A 17,796-nucleotide genomic window follows, 5' to 3' on the forward strand; every position below is an offset into this window, starting at 1 on the left:
ATAAAGGAATGGTGGCTGTTCTGCTGGGCTGGAACCCGGGCGTAGGCGATACCTGGCCGGGTTATTCGCGGGTGGTGGATGAGCTGGGCGCTGCCGGCGTGCACCGCCGGTCGTGGCCCACCGGACCGGGAACCGGCGCTGGTGCCGAAGCCCTGCCGGAACCGGGTGCGGACGCCTGGCTCCTGCTGCATGGAAAGACGGGCAGCGGGCTGATTGGCCACGGCGTGGTCGCCTCCGCGCCATATCTGGCTGCCGGGACGGGTCCTGAAGGCGAACCGCGGACCTGCGTTGACGTGGACTTCGACGCGCTGCTGCCGCTCGGAGACCAGATCGCGGTGGATATCCTGGCAGCCCGCGCGCCGCTAACCGACTGGTCTGCCGCCGCGAGTGCTGGCTCCCAGGCGGTACCGGAGGAACAGGCACGCGCCATCCGGGAAGTCTGGGCCGAGCAACTGCCGGCCGACGAGATGGATCCGGTTCTGCCTGTGCCGGGCACCCTGCCGCAGGACGCCCTGGTCCGGGTGGGCGTAAGCCGGTACGAGCGCGACCCCCACGCCAGGCGCGTCTGCCTGGCGCACTACGGGACCTCGTGCGCCGCCTGCGGGTTTTCCTTCGAGGCCGCCTACGGCCCGGAAGGCGAAGGCTTTATCCACGTCCATCACCTGGTGCCGGCAGCCCAGCTGGGGCCAGGCTACGAGCTGGACCCCGTGGGCGACCTCGTTCCGCTGTGCCCCAACTGCCACGCCATGGCGCACCGGCGCCGGATCCCCTACACCGTCGCGGAACTGCGGGCCATGAGGTCCCGGGCGGGGTACATCGGCGGATCCGTGGTGTCACAGCAGGAGCTGGACGCCCAGGCTGACGCCCGACGCATCCTGGGCAGCACCTGACCCGGACCCTGTGGGTGAACCGCCCGGTTGACGCGACCGCCGACGGGACCTACGGGTACCAGAGCCAGTCCCGGTTGAAGTCGGGATGGTCGCTGTAGGGGACCGCGAGCGCATTGAGGGACAGGGTGGTCCATTCCAGCGCCTGCGGGATCCACTCGGACTCGTCCCCGAATGGATCGCTCACAAGCGTGGCCAGTGCCGTTTGCCTGGCCGCCTCGACGATGCTGATCAGGCGCCGCTTGGCTTCGCATTCCAGCAGCAGGCGGCGTTCGTACCACCTGCCCGCTTCGGACGTCGTGCGGTCGTCGAGCAGCTTGCGCGCCACCGCTTCGTCCTCGGCGATGCGCGCGGACAGGAACTCCACAATGTCCACTGTCTGAGCGTACGCCCGCCGCCACGCGGGCACACGCGGCTAGACGGCGGCCCGAAGGTCCACGGCCGTGCTGAGATCCAGCTCGGTGCTGAGGTCCGCCGGGGAGAGCGGCAGGTAATACGCGGAGCGGTAGCGGGTGCGGTCGCCGGTCAGTACCCAGGCCGATCCCTTGCGGACGCGGAAGCGCTTGGTCAGGGCCGTCCGGTCGCGTTGGATGAGGTGGGCCAGAACGTCTGCCATGACATCCTCGTGCGTGCACAGAACCGTTCCCGTCCCGCGGGCCTGGGCCACGAGGTCCAGCGTGGCCGCCAGGTTCCCGCCGGTCAGGTGCTCCGTGCGCTGCACTTCGAGGGATTGCCGGCGTGCCAGTTCAGCGACGGTTTCGACGCAGCGGATCGAGGGCGCCGAGACGATGCGTTCGATTGCGAACATGGCTCCCAGCGAGGCCAGCGACCTGGCGGCCTGCACGCCGGCAGGAGCCAGCGGCCGGACGCCTGCTGCCGGATCCCACTCGTGCCGTTCCACCATCTCGCCCCCGCGCACCAGCAGCAGCGTTTTCTCCCGCTCCGGCGCAGGACGGACGCCCAGCTCCAACTGGAGCCGGCTGCCCAGGGCGATGATGGCGGGCCTGTCCCGCGGTTCTGTCACCGTGCGCAAGGCAGCCGGCAGCGAAAGCCACCTGACGGCGTCGACCTCTTCATTAGGGGTGAAGCGGCCTGACCCCGCCGCGGCAGCCCAGTAACGGATGGTCTTGATTCGGCGTTTGCTGTCCTCGTAGCGGATGCTGGGCAGTTCGGCGCCCAGGCGGCAGCGCAGGCCCGTTTCCTCGCGAACCTCGCGCTCCGCGCACTCCCGGCCGGTTTCACCGGGGTCGGCCTTGCCCTTGGGAATGGACCAGTCGACGTGGGCCGGCCGGTGGATCAGGAGCACTTCAAGCGTGCCTTGCTTTCCGATCCGCCAGGGCAGTGCACCGAACGTCGGGGGCTTCGTCCTGCTCATGCGCTCGTCTCCGTCTGAAGGCTGCCGTTTCCGGCAGGAAGCAGGTTCTGGGCAGGAAGCAGGTCCTCGGCAGGAAGGTTCTCGGCAGGGACCAGCGTGAGGGCCGGGGCGTCCTTGGCGTGTTGCAGGCTGTCCAGCCGGCTGTAGAGCCCGCCGGACGCAGCGAGTTCGCCATGCCTTCCGCTTTCCACGATCCGCCCCTTGTCCAGGACGTAGATCCGGTCGGCCCGCTTGAGTGTCGAGAGCCGGTGGGCGATGACGATCACCGTGCGCCCGGCCATGAGCCGCTCGAGGCCGCGCATGACGTATTGCTCCGAGATGGCGTCCAGCCCGGATGTTGGCTCATCGAGGATGACGATGGGGGTGTCCCGGACGAGGGCACGGGCGATGGCGATGCGCTGGCGCTGCCCGCCCGAAAGAGTGACGCCGCGCTCGGCCACCGGGGTGTCGTATCCCAGAGGCAGGTTGCGGACGAACTCGTCCACGTGGGCTGCCTCGGCCGCGGCCAGGACCTGCTCCCGGGTGACGTTCTCAGAGCCGTAGGCGATGTTGTCGTAGATGGTCCCCCGGAACAGGATGGATTCCTGCAGCACCATGGAGACCTGCCGGCGCACAGAGGCCACCTGCAGGTCCCGCACGTCGATGCCGTCCAGGAGAACTTCCCCCTCGGCGGCATCGTAGAGCCGCGGAATCAGGCTGACCACTGACGACTTGCCGGCACCCGTCGGGCCAGTGATCGCCACGACGCTGCCGGGCTCCGCCTTAAGGTCAATCCCGTGCAGGACGTGCCGGTCGCCCTGGTAGCCGAAGCTTACCGAGCGCAGCTCCACGGCACCGGCCAGACGCGGAGCGGGTTGGGCGCCGGGCAGGTCCGAGATGGCCGGCGCGGTGTCCAGGATTTCCTGGATGCGCTCGGCGCTGGCCTGGCCGCGGCTGATGACGGTGGTGAGTTTGGCCAGCGACTTCATGGGGGAGTACAGGGCCTTGAGGTAGGCAAGGAAGACGAGCAGCAGGCCCAGCGTCAGGGATCCGTCCAGCACACCCTGGGCGCCAATCCAGAGCACCAGCACCGTGCCCAGGGTCGCGATGATGTCTACCAGCGGCGAGAACATGGACTGCAGCCGGATGACCCTCAGGCCGGCGTCACGCCGTCCGTCGTTCCGGCTGCGGAAGTCCTCTTCGTGGCGCGCCTCACTCGTGTAGGTCTGCATCACCCGGACCGAGGCGAACGTCTCCGACATCGCCGCCGCGATGTCGCTGTCCCTGTTGCGGGCATCCTTCGACGCACCCTTGATGCGGCGCCGGTAGAACAGCACGGTGATGAACAGCAGCGGGGACACCGCAAGGCCGATCAGTGCAAAGGTCGGATCGATCAGCATGCAGATGGTGGTGACGAATCCGAGGATGAAGATGTTGGGCAGCAGCACCGACAGGATGGACACCATGAGGGCCCGCACGTAGTCGACGTCCGTGGTGGTGCGCGTGACCAGGTCGCCCAGCCGCTGCTTGTCGTGGAAGGCCAGTGACAGCCGCTGCAGATGGGTGAAGACTTCAGCCCGGATCGTGGCCATCGCCCTCTCACCCACGCCGTTGAGCAGGCGGGTGCCGAGGTAGTCCGCCCCCGCATTCAGCACTGTCATGGCGAGCAGCGCAGAGGCGGCGAGCAGCAGCAGCTGGAGCTGGCTCAGGCCGGCCAGGCCAAGGAAGGAGGGCATCTCGTGGAGCTTGGAGCTGCCCGTCGGCTGCAGCACGTCGTCGACGATGACCTTCATGGGCCACGGCAGGGCCACTTCCATGGCGGCGACAAACACCACCAGGAGGGCGCCGCCTGCAAGCGCCCACACATGCGGGGCTATCGCCCCGCGGAACCGCCAAAAGGTTTGAAACATCTTTCCCCCTAAGAACCCGGCGGTCGCGGGCGTCACCCGAACGCTGTGCGTTGGGTGATGCTCTGAGACCGGCCAGGGATAATCCCTGGTCGGGCCTACTATTTCCTAACGAGCTTTGGGAAAACCCTGCCGGAGCTTGGGGAAAACCTGCTGCCGGGATGAAGTCCGACGGCGGTTGCACCGTTTGGGGGGCTTACAACCGGCCTGTCACGGACTACCGTTTGCAAGTAGAGGCAATTTCCAGCCCGCACGGCAGCAAAGGAGTCGGCATGGGTGACGTGTGGATCCGCACGATCAACCATGGACTGGTGCGGGCCGAGAGGGTCACGGAGATTGCCGCCTCCCGCGGATCGGTCCACGAGGAGCGCGGGTATTCGATCAAGGCCGTGGCCGAAGGCAAGGCGTACATTCTGATCGACAACAGCGACCTCGAGGGCACGGCGGGCGCACGCTTCGGGCATGCCGGCCGCATGCAGGCGGCACTGCTGCTCGCCGTCGACGAGGCACGCACGGCCACCACGCCCATGGTGATCAGCTACGAACAGGCCGGGGAGCGCTGGGTCCTCACCCCGGCGTCGGACATTGCCGGTGAAGCGGTGCCGGCCGTGCCGATGACGTCGGGGGACCACCACCTGCCCACGGGCTGAGGTACGCCCACTTCCGCCTGGCGGGCCACCGCACCGGCATCCTCCGGTCCCAGGAAGCGGGCCGTGTCGGTGGTTAGCCGAGCAGGTCGTCCACGTAGCACCACCGCCAGTCCTCGCCCGGTTCGATGCTGCGCATGACCGGGTGTCCGGTGGCCTTGAAATGCTTGGAGGCGTGGGTGGCGGGCGAGGAATCACAGCAGGCCACGTTCCCGCACTCCAGGCACATCCGCAGGTGGACCGTGACGGTGCCCTCGCGGGTGCAGGCGTCACAGCGTGCGCCGCCGGGGACCTCGGGATCGTGTGCCCGCTCCAGGTGCTCGCAGTCGCCGCCCGGCCTGGCGACGGCGCGGGAGCCGGAAACATCGGCCTCCTCGATGACGGCGTCCAGCATCGACTCCTCGACGTCCAGCCGCTCCAGGACGCTGCTGAGCACCTCGTGGGCGTAGTTCCCGCCGCTCCTGAGTTCGAGGACCTTCGCCCGCTCCGCCTCCAGCATGGCCAGCCGCAGCTGGGCATAGCGCTGGCTGGGGGTGGCGGCTTCTGCCGTCGGCCTGCCCAGACGTTCCCACGCTGCCAGTCCGCGCTCCAGCGTCCTCCGCTTGAGCATGGCCACCACCTCCGGAGGGTCATCGTCGGTCTGGAGTTCGTGCAGCCGCTCCACTCCAGCCGCCGTGGCCTGCTGCGTCAGCGAGGCCTGGGAGAGTGCGTCCTCGCCAGGATCGGGGCCCTGCACGCGAAGCAGCCGCACCAGGGCTGGCAGCGTGAAGCCTTGCAGCGCCAGGGTGCCGGCCACCACCACCAACGCCGCCAGAATCAGGACGGTGCGGTGCTCCAGCTCCTCGGGCAGCGTGAGGGCTGCGGCCAGCGTGACCACGCCGCGCATGCCGGCCCACGAGATGATGGCCGGGTATTGCCAGGGCGGTGCAGGGTCCTGCCGGGCCACGGCCGGAATGAGCCGGGGCAGGTAGGTGGCCGGAAATACCCAGACCGGGCGCAGCAGGAGCACGGCCAGCAGGATCACCGCACACCCGGCCCAGGTCCTTGCAGCGCCCAGGGAGTCATCCTGGACGCCGTCAATGATGGTCCGGACCTGCAGCCCGATGAGGAGGAACACCGAGTTTTCCAGCAGGAACTGCACGGTCTCCCAGTTGCTCCGCTGGCTCTGCCGGGCGGCCCCGTTGGGCATGGAGGGGGCCTTGGTGCCCATGATCAGGCCGGTGACCACCACGGCCAGAACGCCGGACGCGTGGATTGCCTCCGCCGGCAGGTAGGCCACGAAGGGTGCCATCAGCGACGTCGAGGTGTTGATGGCAACGTTGCGGATCCGCCGGCGCAGCTGGGTGAGGACGTAGGCTGCGGTGAGCCCCACCATCAGGCCGCCGCCCGCGGCCAGCAGGAAGTCGGCGCCGATCTCCAGCACGGAAACACTTCCTGCGATGGCCGCCACGGCGGCGCGGAGGCATACCAGGGCGGTTGCGTCGTTGACCAGCGACTCGCCTTCCAGGATGCTCACGATCCTGCGCGGCATCCCCACCTTGCGCGCAATGGCCGTGGCGGCCACCGCATCCGGCGGCGCCACCACGGCAGCGAGCGCGATGGCTGCGGCGAGCGGTATCTCCGGGAACAGCCACCAGACCACCAGGCCAACGGCGATGGTGCCGAAGATGACGTAGCCCACCGAGAGCAGTGAGATGGCCCGTTTGTTGGAGCGGAAGTCGAACAGCGAGGTTCGCAGGGCGGCGGCGTACAGCAGCGGCGGCAACAGCCCCACCAGGACGAGTTCAGGGTTGAGGTCCACCCGCGGCACGAACGGGAGGAAGGAACCGGCCACCCCGGCGAGCACCAGAAGCAGCGGGACCGACACATCCAGCTTCCGGCCCAACGCGCTGACCGCGCATACCACGGCGGCGAGCGCCAGCAATCCCAGGGCGACGTCCATGCGGCTATTCTCTCAGCCGCCGTGGACTGCCCGACGGCGGGCAGGGACTTCCGTCAGGGTGTCCCCGAACGCTTGGGCGCAGGTTCGACGACGTCGTCAGCACCTTCCGCCGGATCCTGCGAATGCATGCGGATATCGGTGGGGTCTGCCGTTTCGTCCCCTTCGGCTGGGGCCTCGCTGTGGATGCGCTGCAGCGGTTCCGGGATCTCGCTCATGACTGCCGCTCCTCTGTTGCGGGTGTGTGCTGTGTGCCATCGCTTACGTTCATCTAGCTACCGCACCCGTCAGACTGTCAAGAACCGGCCCCGCGCTCTGGCCGTGGATTTTGTTCTGTGTTGAACTGTTGGGGTTGCACCCGAATGCCCCGCGGCTAACAGCCGCAGCACCGCCCTTTGCACCGTCGGCCCAGCCGGTTCGCGCCGGCTGCTGGGAAGGAACACCATTATGGCAACGTTTAAGATCGGCTACTTCGTAGGGAGCCTGGCCAGCGGCTCGATCAACCGGACGCTCTCCAAGGCCCTCATCAAGCTCGCCCCGGGGGACCTCGAGTTCACCGAGATCCCCATCAAGGACCTGCCCCTGTACAGCTATGACTATGACGCCGACTTCCCGCCGGAAGGCCGTGCCCTCAAGGAAGCCATCGAGGACTCCGACGGCATCCTCTTTGTCTCCCCGGAATACAACCGTTCCATTCCCGGTGCGCTGAAGAATGCCATCGACTGGGGATCACGCCCCTGGGGCACCAACTCGTTCGCCCGCAAGCCCACCGGCATCATCGGCGCCTCGCCCGGGAGCATCGGCACGGCGGTGATGCAGTCCTCCATGCGCGCCGTACTGAGCTTCCTCGATGCCCCGCAGCTGAACGCGCCCGAGGCCTACGTGAAGTTCAATCCGGACGTATTCGGCAGCGACGGCGAGGTCAAGGACGAATCCACGGAGGCCTTCCTGCGGCACTACATGGAGGAGTACTGCGCCTTCGTCCAGCGGGTCCTGGCGGCCAACGCGCCGGGCCACATCGGCGACCCGGAACCCGACACCCAGAAACTCTCCCGCTAACCGCCCCCTCGTTCTTCCTAGAGGGGGAGGGGCACCAGGCCGCCGAGGTTGCGGTACTTTTCGAGCCGTTGCGGGAGGAGGTCCGCCACCCCGGCGGCCGAGAGCGCGGCCAGTTCGTACTCGATGGCCTGGCCGAGGCGCTGGCAGAAGGCCCGGCCCTCGAGCGCTGCGTCGCCGCGTTCGTCGACGATGTGCTCCACCATGCCGTGGGCGTAGAGCGAGGCGACGTTGACGCCCTGCGCCTCGGACATGGCCGGGGCAAACTCGGTGCTGCGGTGCACGATGGCGCTGGCCCCTTCGGGCGGCAGCGGGGACAGCCAGGCATGCTGTGCAGCGATGGTGCGGTCGGCCGGGAACAGCGCCAGGGCGCCGCCGCCGGTGCCCTGCCCCATCAGCACGGAGACGGTGGGGGAGTTCAGGCCGATGAGGTCGTGGAGGGACCGGGCGATTTCGCCGGCCAGCCCGCCTTCTTCCGCCTCCCTGGACAGGGCGGCGCCGCCGGTGTCGATCACCGTCACCAGGGGCAGGCCGAGCTCCTCGGCCAGCCGCATGCCGCGGCGGGCTTCGCGCAGGGACGCCGGCCCCATGGCCGTCTGCTGCGAGGGCCGGGGCCGGGTGTGGCCTATCACCACGCAGGACTTCTGCCCGAAGCGGGCCAGCGCCAGCAGGAGTCCCGGGTCCTTTTCGCCCTGGCCGGTGCCGTTGAGCGGAAGGACGTCACGGGCTCCGTAGGCCAGCAGCTGCCGCAGGTCCGGGCGCCGCGGGTTCCGGGAGATTCCGATCGATTCCCAGGCTCCGGCGCCGGACGGTTTCACCGACAGCGTCCGCGGCGGCCGGACCCGCGCAGGGGGGCCGGCGACCAGGATGCTCAGGGCGCGGTCGACGACGTCGGACAGCTGCCACGGCGGGACCACCGCGTCCACGAGCCCCTTGTCGAAGAGGTTCTCGGCCACCTGCACGTTCTCCGGAAAAGGGGAACCGTACAGCGCCTCGTAGACCCGGGGCCCGAGGAACCCGAGGAGGGCGCCCGGCTCGGCCACGGTGATGTGTCCGAGGGAGCCCCAGGAGGCCATGACCCCGCCGGTGGTGGGATGGCGGAGGTAGACGAGGTAGGGCAGGCCGGCCTGCCGGTGCGCCCGGACTGCCGCGCTGATTTTCACCATGGAGAGGAACGCGATGGTGCCCTCCTGCATGCGGGTTCCGCCCGACGCCGGTCCGGCCAGGAGCGGTAGCCCCTCCCGGGTGGCGCGTTCGACGGCGTTCACGATCCGTTCCGCTGCGGCGAGGCCGATGGAGCCGGCCAGGAAGCGGAATTCGCTGACGATGACGGCCACCCGCCGCCCGCGGATGAGGCCTTCACCGGTGAGGACGGACTCGTCCACGCCGGTCTTCTCCCGGGCCGCCGCGAGTTCCTGCCGGTATTCCGGGCTGGGGTCGGGGTCCGCCACGGGGGAGTCCCAGGTGCGGTAGGAGCCGGGGTCGAGTACGGCGGCGATGAGTTCGGTGGCGTCCAGGTGGCGGGCCTTCTGGGCTGCGCTCATGCTCGGCGGCCCTCCCCGGCGGAGCCGGCGACGCCGGCAGCGGCGTCTGCCGGAACGAGGCCGAGCCACTGCCGAATCTGCTCGCCGTCCTGGTCCAGCAGCGGCGGAGCCGTGTGCTCCTTCAGCGTGGTTTCCGCGGTGTCCGCGGCGCTGAAGAAGCGCAGCGGCGGCCCCGGCAGGGTGACGTTGCCCAGGATCTTGTGGTCGACGTCGATCACCAGGCCCTGCGAATGGACCTGTTCCCATTCGTAGACCTCGTCCAGGGTGCGGACCTTGCCCGCCGGGATCCCGGCCTCGTTCAGCATGGCGAGCAGCGGCTCCGCCTCGTACCCGGCGAACGCGCGTTCCACCTCATCGATGACCTTGTCCCGGTTCCGGACGCGCTCGGCGTTGGATGCGAACTCCGGCCGGGCCGCGTCGATGCCGAACGCCGAGGCAAACGTGCGCCACAGCTTCTCGCTGCCCACACTGATCTGCACGCGGCCCTGCCGGCAGCGGAACAGGCCGTACGGTGCGATGGACGGGTGGTGGTTGCCCTGGGCCTTGGGCACTTCGCCGGCAACGGTGGCACGGGTGCCCTGGAACGCGTGCACACCGATCAGGGCGGCAAGCAGCGAGGTCCGCACGATCTGCCCCTGGCCCGTCCGTTCGCGCTGAAGCAGCGCCGCGAGAGTGCCGAACGCCCCGTACATGCCGGAGAGGAGGTCCGCGATGGGAACGCCCACCCGCTGGGGGTCGTCCGGGCCGGAGCCGGTCAGGGACATCAGCCCGGCCTCACCCTGCAGGATCTGGTCGTAGCCGCTGCGGCGCGACTCCGGGCCGTCGTGCCCGAAACCGGTGATGGACAGGACCACCAGGGAAGGGTTCAGCGTGTGCATCTGCGCGGCGGAGAACCCGAGCCGGTCCAGCACGCCGGGGCGGAAGTTTTCAATCACGACGTCGGCCCGTTCCAGCAGTTCGCGCAGAACCGTCCGGCCGTCGTCGCTTTTCAGGTCCAGGGCGATGGATTCCTTGTTGCGGTTGCAGGAGAGGAAGTACGTGGCCTGGGGATCGTCCTCCGGGCCGACGAACGGCGGCCCCCAGCCGCGCGTATCGTCTCCCGTGCCGGGGTTCTCAACCTTGATGACCCGGGCGCCGAGGTCCGCCAGCATCATGCCGGCGTGCGGTCCGGCCAGGGCCCGGCTCAGGTCCACCACAAGATAACCGGCGAGGGGGCCTTCGGGCTGGGGCGTGGATTCATGGCTCATGCTGGGTGTTCCTTCTCTTGCTTGGAGGGGCTGCTGGTGCTGGTCCCGGGCATTTACGTCCGGCGGCTACATCCAGCCGGGGAGGACCATGACCAGCCAGGCGATGGCGGGGCCGGCAATGACGACGATGCCGCTGTAGGCCAGGATTTGCTTGTAGAACCTGTCCTTGTCCACGTCCTCCGGGGCGTTGGCGAGTACCAGCGCGCCGTTGGTGGAGAACGGTGAGACGTCCACGATCGTGGCGGCGACGGCCAGGGCGGCGATGACGCCGACTGCACCGATCTCGCCGGTGGACAGGAACGGGACGGCCAGCGGGATGAGGGCGGCCAGGATGGCGGTGGAGGAGGCGAAGGCGGAGACCACGGCGCCGATGTAGCAGATCAGCAGTGCTGCCAGCAGCGGCATCCCGAGGTGGGCGACGCTGTCAGAGACGAACTTGATGGTGCCCGCTTCCTCGAGGACGCCCACGAAGGTGAGCATGCCGCAGATCAGCAGGACGGTGGACCAGCTGATCTTGTTGATGGCGCCCTTCTGGGCGGCGGGGGAGACGAGGGCCAGGACCAGGGCGATGGTGATGGAGACGAAGCCGACGTCCACCTTGAAGCCGAGCGAGATGACGGCGAGCGCGATCAGGCCGGCAATGGTGACCAGTTGCGGGACGGTGGCGCGGGCGCCGGAGGTTTGGGCCGAGTCAGGGGCTGATGAGGTGGAACCGGAGGTTCCCTTGCGGGCAACGCCGGAGGACGGGATGTCGGAGCCGGAGCCCTGCAGGGTGACACCGGCGGCGCGGGCGCCGACGCTCACGGCCATCCGGGACTCGGCGGCCTGCTCGACGAGCCTGCCGGTTTTGGTGAAGAGCAGTTTGCTGCCGCCCAGGACGATGAACAACACGACGGCGATGGCGAGGTTGAAGATGAAGCTGGCGAGGAAGATCGCCATCGGGCTGGCTTCGAGGTCAGTCTTGGCGATGATGCCGTTGACCGTGACGCCGTAGACGGCGATCGGGGAGAAGCCGCCGGCCTGCGCCCCGTGGATCACCATCATGCCCATCATCAGGGGGTTAATCCTGTGCTTCGCGGCGAAGCTCAGTGCGATTGGGGCGATGATCGCGACGGCGGCGGGAGAGAGGGCTCCCACTGCGGTGATAAGCGCGGTGATGGCGAACATGACCCAGGGGATCAGCGCGACTTTATTGCCCACCAGCCGGACCGCGCCCCGCACCAGCAGGTCAATGGTCCCGTTGTTCTGGGCGATCGCAAAGAGATATGTGACGCCGACGATCGTCAGGAAAAGGCCGCCGGGGAAGTTGGCAAGAATGTCGCTGGTGGACATTCCCAGGACCACCGAGCCGAGCAGGAAGGCGCCTACGAAGGCCAGGGCGCCCATATTGAGCGGCAGGACCGTGGCCAGCAGGAACATCACCGCCAGGATGATGATGGAAAGGACGGGAGCGGACATCGTTGTGCCTCCGGGGATGAGTTGATGTGATGGGGATTACAGGCTCACTGGCCTAGCCTCCTAGACACTAGGTGACTTTGTCAATACTCCTCCGCTAAGCTGATGCAAGAACGCCGGAAGGATGCGCATGCCCAAGAAGACCGCAACGCAACAGATTTCCCGCGTCGCGCGCCCGCGGCTCTACGAGCAGCTCGTAGAGCAGCTGATGGACTTCATCGAGTCCGCCCAGCTGGGGCCGGGCGACACCCTGCCCGCCGAGCGGGACCTGGCCGAACGGCTGGGCGTCTCGCGGGCGACGCTTGCCCAGGCGCTGGTGGCCCTGGAGGTCCTCGGCGTCATTGACGTCCAGCACGGCACGGGTGCGGTGCTGGTCTACCGGCCCAACGTGCCCTCCGTGCTCAAGGGGCTGCGCGAGCACCGGAGCCGGCTGCCAGAGATTGTCGAAGCCCGCAGCACGCTCGAGGTCAAGCTGGCCGAGCTTGCCGCCGCGCGGCGCACCGACGAGGACATGCAGGCGATCGACAAGGCACTCGACGTCATGGCGGAAGAGGTGGCCTCGGGCGCGAAGGGGGCCCATGGCGACGAACTGTTCCACCAGGCCATTACCGCGGCGGCGCACTCCGGCGTGCTGGCCCAGCTCATGACCTTCATCGCCGGGATGATCCTCGAAACGCGGCTCGAGTCGCTGGGGCAGCCCGGCCGGCCGGAGCAGTCGCTGGCTTCGCACCGCACGATCGCGGACGCCATCAGGGCCCAGGATTCGGAGGCCGCCGCGGCGGCCATGCTGGACCACATCACCCTCGTGTCCGACGTCGCCCTGCTGAAGTAAGAACGTGAAGCCGTTTCTGCTCCTCGCCTCGCGGGCCGAGGACGTCGCCGCGGAGGACGAATACGAGGCCTACCTGCGCTTTTGCGGGCTGGAGCCTGACCAGCTGACACGGATCCGGATGGAGCGCGGGCCCCTCCCGGAACTGGATTTGGACCGCTATTCCGGGGTCATCGTGGGCGGCAGCCCCTTCACCTCGAGCGACCCTGCCGAAAAGAAGAGCGAAGCCCAGCACCGCGTGGAACGCGAACTGTCCGGGCTGCTGGACCGGATCGTGGCCGAGGACTTCCCGTTCCTGGGCGCCTGCTACGGCGTGGGCACCCTTGGCCTGCACCAGGGCGCTGTGATTGACCGGACCTACGGCGAGCAGCTGGGCGGCGTGACCATCAGCCTGAGCCCGGATGGCCTGGAGGACCCGTTGCTCGCCGGCCTGCCCGCGCAGTTCACCGCCTTCACGGGGCACAAGGAAGGGTGCACCGTGCTGCCGCCGCACGCGGTCCTGCTGGCGAGCTCGGCGGCCTGCCCGGTGCACATGTTCCGGATCAAGCAGAACCTGTACGCCACGCAGTTCCACCCCGAGCTCGACGCTGAAGGCCTTGTGACCCGGATCGACATCTACCGCCACGCCGGATACTTCCCGCCCGAATCCGCAGAGGAGCTGATGGCGGCGGCCCGGACCTTCACCGCCACCGAACCGATGAAGATCCTGCGGAACTTCGTGAAACTCTACGGCAGGTAAGCGCAGCAGCGTTCCGGTCAGCTGCCAGGCTGTGGCGGGTCAACGTTCCCCATTGACTTCGGCCCGCGGAGGTCTACGGTTGAACTACGTCAACACTGATCTGTTGCGTGAGCGTGCGGCGAGGGGGCAGTCACACCACCATATGCGGCTGTTGCACGGCCACGCCCCGTTGGCAGTCCGCACCTCGCCAGCGTGGGGCTTCTCCCCGGAGCCACCTTCAAATTCCAGGTCTCAACCAAATCTGCAGGTACAGTCCATGACCGCCAATTTCATTACCGCCCTAGCCGTCAAATCCTTCGATGAACCGGACAAGAAGAGGTGCCCGGACAAAGCCGAGGTGGACCTGGTCAGCGTCAACGACTTCTCCGTGGCCCGGCTGATCCTTGCCCCCGGCTGGCGCTGGTCCGAATGCACCAAGCCCACGGAACAGACTCCCTTCTGCGAGCACAACCACCTCGGGTTCTGCATCTCCGGTGCCATGGAGGTAGAGACGCCGGAGGGGACCCGCTCCTTCATCCGTGCCAACGACACCTATGCGATTCCGCCCGGGCACGATGAATGGGTGGCGGGTTCCGAGCCGTTCGTGGCCGTTGAATTCCTTGGTGCGGCGTCGTTCGGGCGGCCGGTCAGCCGGGGCCTCCACGCCAGGATCTGACGGGCCCCTGCGGCGGCTTGGCCACGCGTCCTCTTATTGGCACGGCGTCCCGGAAGGGATAACGTCACTGCCATGGGATGCCGGTCCAGCTGAGGAGTCGCTGTCGTGGCCATTATCGATAACGCGGTGTACGTGGCCGGCCGCCGGACGGCTGATCCTGAGGGGCTGGAGGAGACCTACTTCCTGCTGCGGCAGCGCGAGGGCATGGCCTGGATCGGGCTCTACCGGCCCGACCCCCATGAGTTGCGCTCGGTGGCGGACGAGTTCGAACTCAGCGAACTGGCGGTCGAGGACGCGCTGACCGGACACCAGCGCGCCAAGCTTGAGCATTACGGTGAAACGCTCTTCCTGGTCCTGCGACCGGCGCGGTACCTCGACGACGTCGAAAAGGTGGAGTTCGGCGAGATCCACGTCTTTGCCGGGCCGGATTTCGTGGTCACCGTCCGCCGGGCTGAATCACCGGACCTGGCGCGGGTGCGCCGCCGCATGGAATCCCAGCCGGAGTTCCTCGCCCTGGGTCCCGACGCCGTGCTGTACGCCATCCTGGACCAGGTGGTCGACGAGTACGAACCTGTCGCGGCCGGCCTGGAAAACGACATCGACGAGATCGAGGACGAGCTGTTCGGTGCGGACCCGGAAGTGTCCCGCCGCATCTACGAACTCTCCCGCCAGGTCATCACCGTGCAGCGCGCCACCGGACCGCTCGCCGGAATCCTGCAGGCCCTGATCACCGGAACGCCGGACCACCACCCCGGCCCCGAACTCCAGGACCACCTCCGCGACGTGCTGGACCACGTCCTGCGCCTCAACGACCGGATCGCGTCCTTCCGGGCGCTGCTGCAGAACGCGCTCGCCGTGAACGCAGCCCTCGTGGCCCAGCGGCAGAACGACGAGATGCGCCGCCTCACCGAGTCCAGCTTCGCGCAGAGCGAGCAGGTCAAGAGGATCTCGTCGTGGGCCGCCATCCTCTTCGCGCCGACGCTCATCGGAACGATTTACGGCATGAACTTCCACACGATGCCGGAACTCGACTGGATCTTCGGGTATCCCATGGCTCTGGGGCTGATGATCGGCATGGGACTGATCCTGTATGCCGCCTTCAAACGCAACAACTGGATCTAGGGAAAGCACAGTTTTACGCCGGTTTTTCCGCAGGAGCCGAAGCTTCATCGAAGCTTCCGTGCAGCTGCGGTCCCGCCCGGGGCCGCGGAAAATACACTGGAATCAGCCGTCCACTGGCTCTTCCCGCCGGCCCCTCAGCTTTCGAAGGAACCCCAAAATTCGCTCTTCGTCTGTTCTCCGTCCTGCCCTGGCCACGCTGCTGCTCACGGGCTTTGCCGCCGCCTTCGCGGGCGTCTCGCCCGGCACTGCCGCCACCGGCGCCGCCGCAAGCACTGCCGCGGAAAGCCAGGCGGCTGCTCCTGCCCGTTACATCGTGCGCTATTCCGCCGGGACCGACGTATCCTCGGCCGTCCGGAACCTGCGCTCGCGGAACATCGGCGTTGGACGCACTTTCGCCAAGGCCATCCGCGGGGCAGTGGTGACGGCCACGCCGGGGCAGGCTGCGGAACTGAAGCGCTCGGCCGGCGTCGCCGCCGTCGAACTGGATGCCCCGGTGACGGCCGCCGGCACCCAGCAGTCCGCAACGTGGGGGCTGGACCGCATCGACCAGCGCGCCCTGCCGCTGTCCAGGACCTACACCTCGGCATCCTCCGGCGCCGGCGTGAGCGCCTACGTGATTGACTCCGGCGTGCTGTCTGCGCACGCGGAGTTCGGCGGCCGCGTCGCACAGGGCTGGACGGCCGTTTCCGACGGGCTGGGCACCGGGGACTGCAATGGCCATGGCACGCACGTTGCCGGCACCATCGCGGGAAAGACCTACGGCGTGGCCAAGGCGGCCACCGTGATCCCCGTCCGCGTGCTGGACTGCAGCGGATCGGGCTTCAACTCGGACGTCATCGCCGGGCTCGAGTGGGTCGCCTCCAACCACCGGGCCGGAACCCCGGCCGTGGCCAACCTGAGCCTTGGCAGCACCGCCAGCCCGATGGTGGACGCCGCGGTGCAGGGCATCATCAACGACGGCGTCACCGCCGTGGTCGCCGCCGGCAACTCCGCCGCCGATGCCTGCAACAGTTCCCCGGCCCGCGTTGCCGGTGCGCTGACCGTCGCCGCGAGCGATTCCGCGGACAAGCAGGCGTCCTTCTCCAACTACGGCAGCTGCGTTGACCTGTATGCGCCGGGTGTGGGAATCAAGTCCGCATCCCCTGCCTCCACCACGGCCACGGCCCTGATGAGCGGAACCTCGATGGCATCCCCGCACGTGGCCGGCGCCGCAGCCTTGCTGCTCTCCCGTTCGCCGGGCCTGCAGCCCGCGGACGTGAATGCCAGGCTGCTGTCCGCGGCCACCTCCGGTGCCATCTCCGCCGCCACCGCGGGAACCCCCAACCGCCTGCTATTCACCGATCCCGCCGCCGCGCTCCTCAGCGCGCCAGCCGTGACGGCGCTCAGCCCGGCAGCCAACTCTGCGGGCGCCGCCGTGGCCGCCAACGTCACCGCAGCCTTCGGTTCCGCGGTCCAGGGCGTCAGCGCCTCCACCTTCGTCCTCCGGAACGCGTCCGGAGCAACAGTGCCCGCCGCAGTCAGCTACGACGCCGCAACGCACACCGCAACCCTGAACCCCGAGAGCCTGCTCGGTGCGTCGCAGAAATACACGGCGACGCTGACCGGCGGATCTGCCGCCATCCGCGACGCCGCCGGCACCCCGTTCGTGACGGGCAGTTGGTCCTTCACCACCGCCGTGGCCCCCACGGTCACTGCACGCACGCCCGGCGCGAACGCCAACTCCGTTGCGGCAGGAAGCAACGTCACGGCCACCTTCAGCACCGGAATGCTTGGCCTGAGCGGCAGCAGCTTCGTGCTGCACGGCCCGGGCGGCACCGCTGTTCCGGGGGCCGTCACCTACAGCGCCACCACGCGGACCGCCACGCTGAATCCCACGGCCAACCTCGCCAACGACGCCAAGTACACGGCGACTCTGACCGGCGGAGCGGCCGCTGTCCGCGACGCCGCAGGCACGCCGCTGGCCACCACCAGCTGGACCTTCACCACCGGCCCGGCCCCCGTCATCACGGCCATGACGCCGCGCCCGGGCGCCACGCTGGTTCGCCGCGCCAGCAACATCGTGGTGACGTTCAGCGAGGCCATCCAGGGTGCGGGGACCGGCACCCTCACGCTTAAGAACACCGCCACCGGCGCCCGGGTGACTGCCGCCCTGTCGCGCAACGGCACCACGAACCAGTGGATCCTGAACCCGTCGGCGACCCTGGCCGCACGGACCGTGTACACGGCCGGCGTGACCGGCGGCGCCGCCGCGGTCCGCGACCTGGCGGGCAACCCGCTGAAGTCCGCCAGCTGGACGTTCACCACCGGTTCACTCTGAGCCATAACAACCCGGGCGGGGAAAACGGAGGCCGACGGCGGCACTCACGTGCCGCCGTCGGCCTCTGTGACAGTTGCTAGGACTTAATCAACTGATGT

16 protein-coding genes are annotated in these 17,796 nt (G+C 68.4%); 8 read left to right on the forward strand and 8 right to left on the reverse strand.

Going from position 1 to position 17,796, the window contains the following annotated elements; all coding sequences use genetic code 11:
- Positions 1–8: 8 nt before the first annotated feature.
- Positions 9–890 carry an HNH endonuclease gene (locus tag ABIE00_RS02445; protein ID WP_354256284.1) on the forward strand — a complete coding sequence of 294 codons (882 nt, stop codon included), beginning with the start codon at positions 9–11 and terminating at the stop codon, positions 888–890.
- Between the two features lie 49 nt (positions 891–939).
- Here ABIE00_RS02445 and ABIE00_RS02450 read toward each other — a convergent pair whose 3' ends face one another.
- The 3 genes from ABIE00_RS02450 to ABIE00_RS02460 are packed head-to-tail and all read right to left on the reverse strand — an operon-like array spanning position 940 to position 4,151.
- A complete protein-coding gene (locus tag ABIE00_RS02450; RefSeq protein WP_354256288.1) occupies positions 940–1,263 on the reverse strand; it encodes a DUF6221 family protein in 324 nt (107 codons plus the stop codon).
- A 39-nt stretch (positions 1,264–1,302) separates the two neighbouring features.
- Positions 1,303–2,262, reverse strand: a complete 960-nt coding sequence (locus tag ABIE00_RS02455; RefSeq protein WP_354256291.1) for an NUDIX hydrolase — start codon at positions 2,260–2,262, stop codon at positions 1,303–1,305.
- The gene (locus ABIE00_RS02460; protein WP_354256294.1) at positions 2,259–4,151 is read right to left on the reverse strand and encodes an ABC transporter ATP-binding protein; all 1,893 of its coding nucleotides are present in this window, start codon (positions 4,149–4,151) and stop codon (positions 2,259–2,261) included. Before ABIE00_RS02460 ends, ABIE00_RS02455 begins: the two co-directional genes overlap by 4 nt.
- 269 nt (positions 4,152–4,420) lie before the next feature.
- Here ABIE00_RS02460 and ABIE00_RS02465 point away from each other — a divergent pair, with 269 nt between their 5' ends.
- Entirely contained in the window at positions 4,421–4,798 is a 378-nt protein-coding gene (locus ABIE00_RS02465; protein ID WP_354256296.1) for a hypothetical protein, read from the forward strand.
- Between the two features lie 73 nt (positions 4,799–4,871).
- Here the strand turns inward: ABIE00_RS02465 and ABIE00_RS02470 are convergent, their stop codons facing one another.
- Both ABIE00_RS02470 and ABIE00_RS02475 read right to left on the reverse strand, forming a co-directional pair.
- The gene (locus tag ABIE00_RS02470; RefSeq protein WP_354256299.1) at positions 4,872–6,737 is read right to left on the reverse strand and encodes a Na+/H+ antiporter; all 1,866 of its coding nucleotides are present in this window, start codon (positions 6,735–6,737) and stop codon (positions 4,872–4,874) included.
- 53 nt (positions 6,738–6,790) lie between these two features.
- Positions 6,791–6,952, reverse strand: coding sequence for a hypothetical protein (locus tag ABIE00_RS02475; RefSeq protein WP_354256302.1), 162 nt, complete (start codon positions 6,950–6,952; stop codon positions 6,791–6,793).
- Positions 6,953–7,181: 229 nt separating this feature from the next.
- On the opposite strand from ABIE00_RS02475, the gene ABIE00_RS02480 reads away from it, so the two are divergent.
- On the forward strand, positions 7,182–7,793 hold the full coding sequence (locus ABIE00_RS02480; protein WP_354256305.1) for an NADPH-dependent FMN reductase: 612 nt from the start codon (positions 7,182–7,184) through the stop codon (positions 7,791–7,793).
- Between the two features lie 17 nt (positions 7,794–7,810).
- On the opposite strand, the gene ABIE00_RS02485 is transcribed toward ABIE00_RS02480, so the two are convergent.
- From ABIE00_RS02485 to ABIE00_RS02495, 3 genes are all read right to left on the reverse strand, one after another.
- Entirely contained in the window at positions 7,811–9,334 is a 1,524-nt protein-coding gene (locus ABIE00_RS02485) for a carboxyl transferase domain-containing protein (protein WP_354256308.1), read from the reverse strand.
- Positions 9,331–10,581: a CaiB/BaiF CoA transferase family protein gene (locus tag ABIE00_RS02490; protein WP_354256311.1), complete on the reverse strand. Its 1,251-nt coding sequence runs from the start codon at positions 10,579–10,581 to the stop codon at positions 9,331–9,333. The genes ABIE00_RS02485 and ABIE00_RS02490 overlap by 4 nt, the downstream gene beginning before the upstream one ends.
- A gap of 66 nt (positions 10,582–10,647) precedes the next feature.
- Positions 10,648–12,039, reverse strand: coding sequence for an SLC13 family permease (locus ABIE00_RS02495; protein WP_354256313.1), 1,392 nt, complete (start codon positions 12,037–12,039; stop codon positions 10,648–10,650).
- A 127-nt stretch (positions 12,040–12,166) separates the two neighbouring features.
- Here ABIE00_RS02495 and ABIE00_RS02500 point away from each other — a divergent pair, with 127 nt between their 5' ends.
- From ABIE00_RS02500 to ABIE00_RS02520, 5 genes are all read left to right on the forward strand, one after another.
- Complete coding sequence (locus ABIE00_RS02500; RefSeq protein ID WP_331575428.1) at positions 12,167–12,868, forward strand: FadR/GntR family transcriptional regulator; 702 nt, start codon at positions 12,167–12,169, stop codon at positions 12,866–12,868.
- Between the two features lie 4 nt (positions 12,869–12,872).
- Positions 12,873–13,604 (forward strand): glutamine amidotransferase, encoded by a 732-nt coding sequence (locus ABIE00_RS02505; protein ID WP_354256317.1) that lies wholly within the window; start codon positions 12,873–12,875, stop codon positions 13,602–13,604.
- A 256-nt stretch (positions 13,605–13,860) separates the two neighbouring features.
- The gene (locus ABIE00_RS02510; protein ID WP_331575424.1) at positions 13,861–14,259 is read left to right on the forward strand and encodes a cupin domain-containing protein; all 399 of its coding nucleotides are present in this window, start codon (positions 13,861–13,863) and stop codon (positions 14,257–14,259) included.
- A gap of 105 nt (positions 14,260–14,364) precedes the next feature.
- Complete coding sequence (locus ABIE00_RS02515; RefSeq protein ID WP_354256321.1) at positions 14,365–15,381, forward strand: magnesium and cobalt transport protein CorA; 1,017 nt, start codon at positions 14,365–14,367, stop codon at positions 15,379–15,381.
- Positions 15,382–15,439: 58 nt separating this feature from the next.
- On the forward strand, positions 15,440–17,698 hold the full coding sequence (locus tag ABIE00_RS02520; protein ID WP_354256324.1) for an Ig-like domain-containing protein: 2,259 nt from the start codon (positions 15,440–15,442) through the stop codon (positions 17,696–17,698).
- Positions 17,699–17,796: the final 98 nt, after the last annotated feature.

This window comes from Arthrobacter sp. OAP107 (assembly GCF_040546765.1).
Taxonomy (GTDB): domain Bacteria; phylum Actinomycetota; class Actinomycetes; order Actinomycetales; family Micrococcaceae; genus Arthrobacter.

Excerpts from the sequence above, each read along its gene's own strand:
- ABIE00_RS02460 (WP_354256294.1), bottom strand. The coding sequence starts at position 4,151 with ATGTTTCAAACCTTTTGGCGGTTCCGCGGGGCGATAGCCCCGCATGTG.
- ABIE00_RS02490 (WP_354256311.1), bottom strand. The coding sequence starts at position 10,581 with ATGAGCCATGAATCCACGCCCCAGCCCGAAGGCCCCCTCGCCGGTTAT.
- ABIE00_RS02485 (WP_354256308.1), bottom strand. The coding sequence starts at position 9,334 with ATGAGCGCAGCCCAGAAGGCCCGCCACCTGGACGCCACCGAACTCATC.
- ABIE00_RS02465 (WP_354256296.1), top strand. The coding sequence starts at position 4,421 with ATGGGTGACGTGTGGATCCGCACGATCAACCATGGACTGGTGCGGGCC.
- ABIE00_RS02445 (WP_354256284.1), top strand. The coding sequence starts at position 9 with ATGGTGGCTGTTCTGCTGGGCTGGAACCCGGGCGTAGGCGATACCTGG.
- ABIE00_RS02510 (WP_331575424.1), top strand. The coding sequence starts at position 13,861 with ATGACCGCCAATTTCATTACCGCCCTAGCCGTCAAATCCTTCGATGAA.
- ABIE00_RS02455 (WP_354256291.1), bottom strand. The coding sequence starts at position 2,262 with ATGAGCAGGACGAAGCCCCCGACGTTCGGTGCACTGCCCTGGCGGATC.
- ABIE00_RS02475 (WP_354256302.1), bottom strand. The coding sequence starts at position 6,952 with ATGAGCGAGATCCCGGAACCGCTGCAGCGCATCCACAGCGAGGCCCCA.
- ABIE00_RS02480 (WP_354256305.1), top strand. The coding sequence starts at position 7,182 with ATGGCAACGTTTAAGATCGGCTACTTCGTAGGGAGCCTGGCCAGCGGC.
- ABIE00_RS02470 (WP_354256299.1), bottom strand. The coding sequence starts at position 6,737 with ATGGACGTCGCCCTGGGATTGCTGGCGCTCGCCGCCGTGGTATGCGCG.
- ABIE00_RS02500 (WP_331575428.1), top strand. The coding sequence starts at position 12,167 with ATGCCCAAGAAGACCGCAACGCAACAGATTTCCCGCGTCGCGCGCCCG.
- ABIE00_RS02495 (WP_354256313.1), bottom strand. The coding sequence starts at position 12,039 with ATGTCCGCTCCCGTCCTTTCCATCATCATCCTGGCGGTGATGTTCCTG.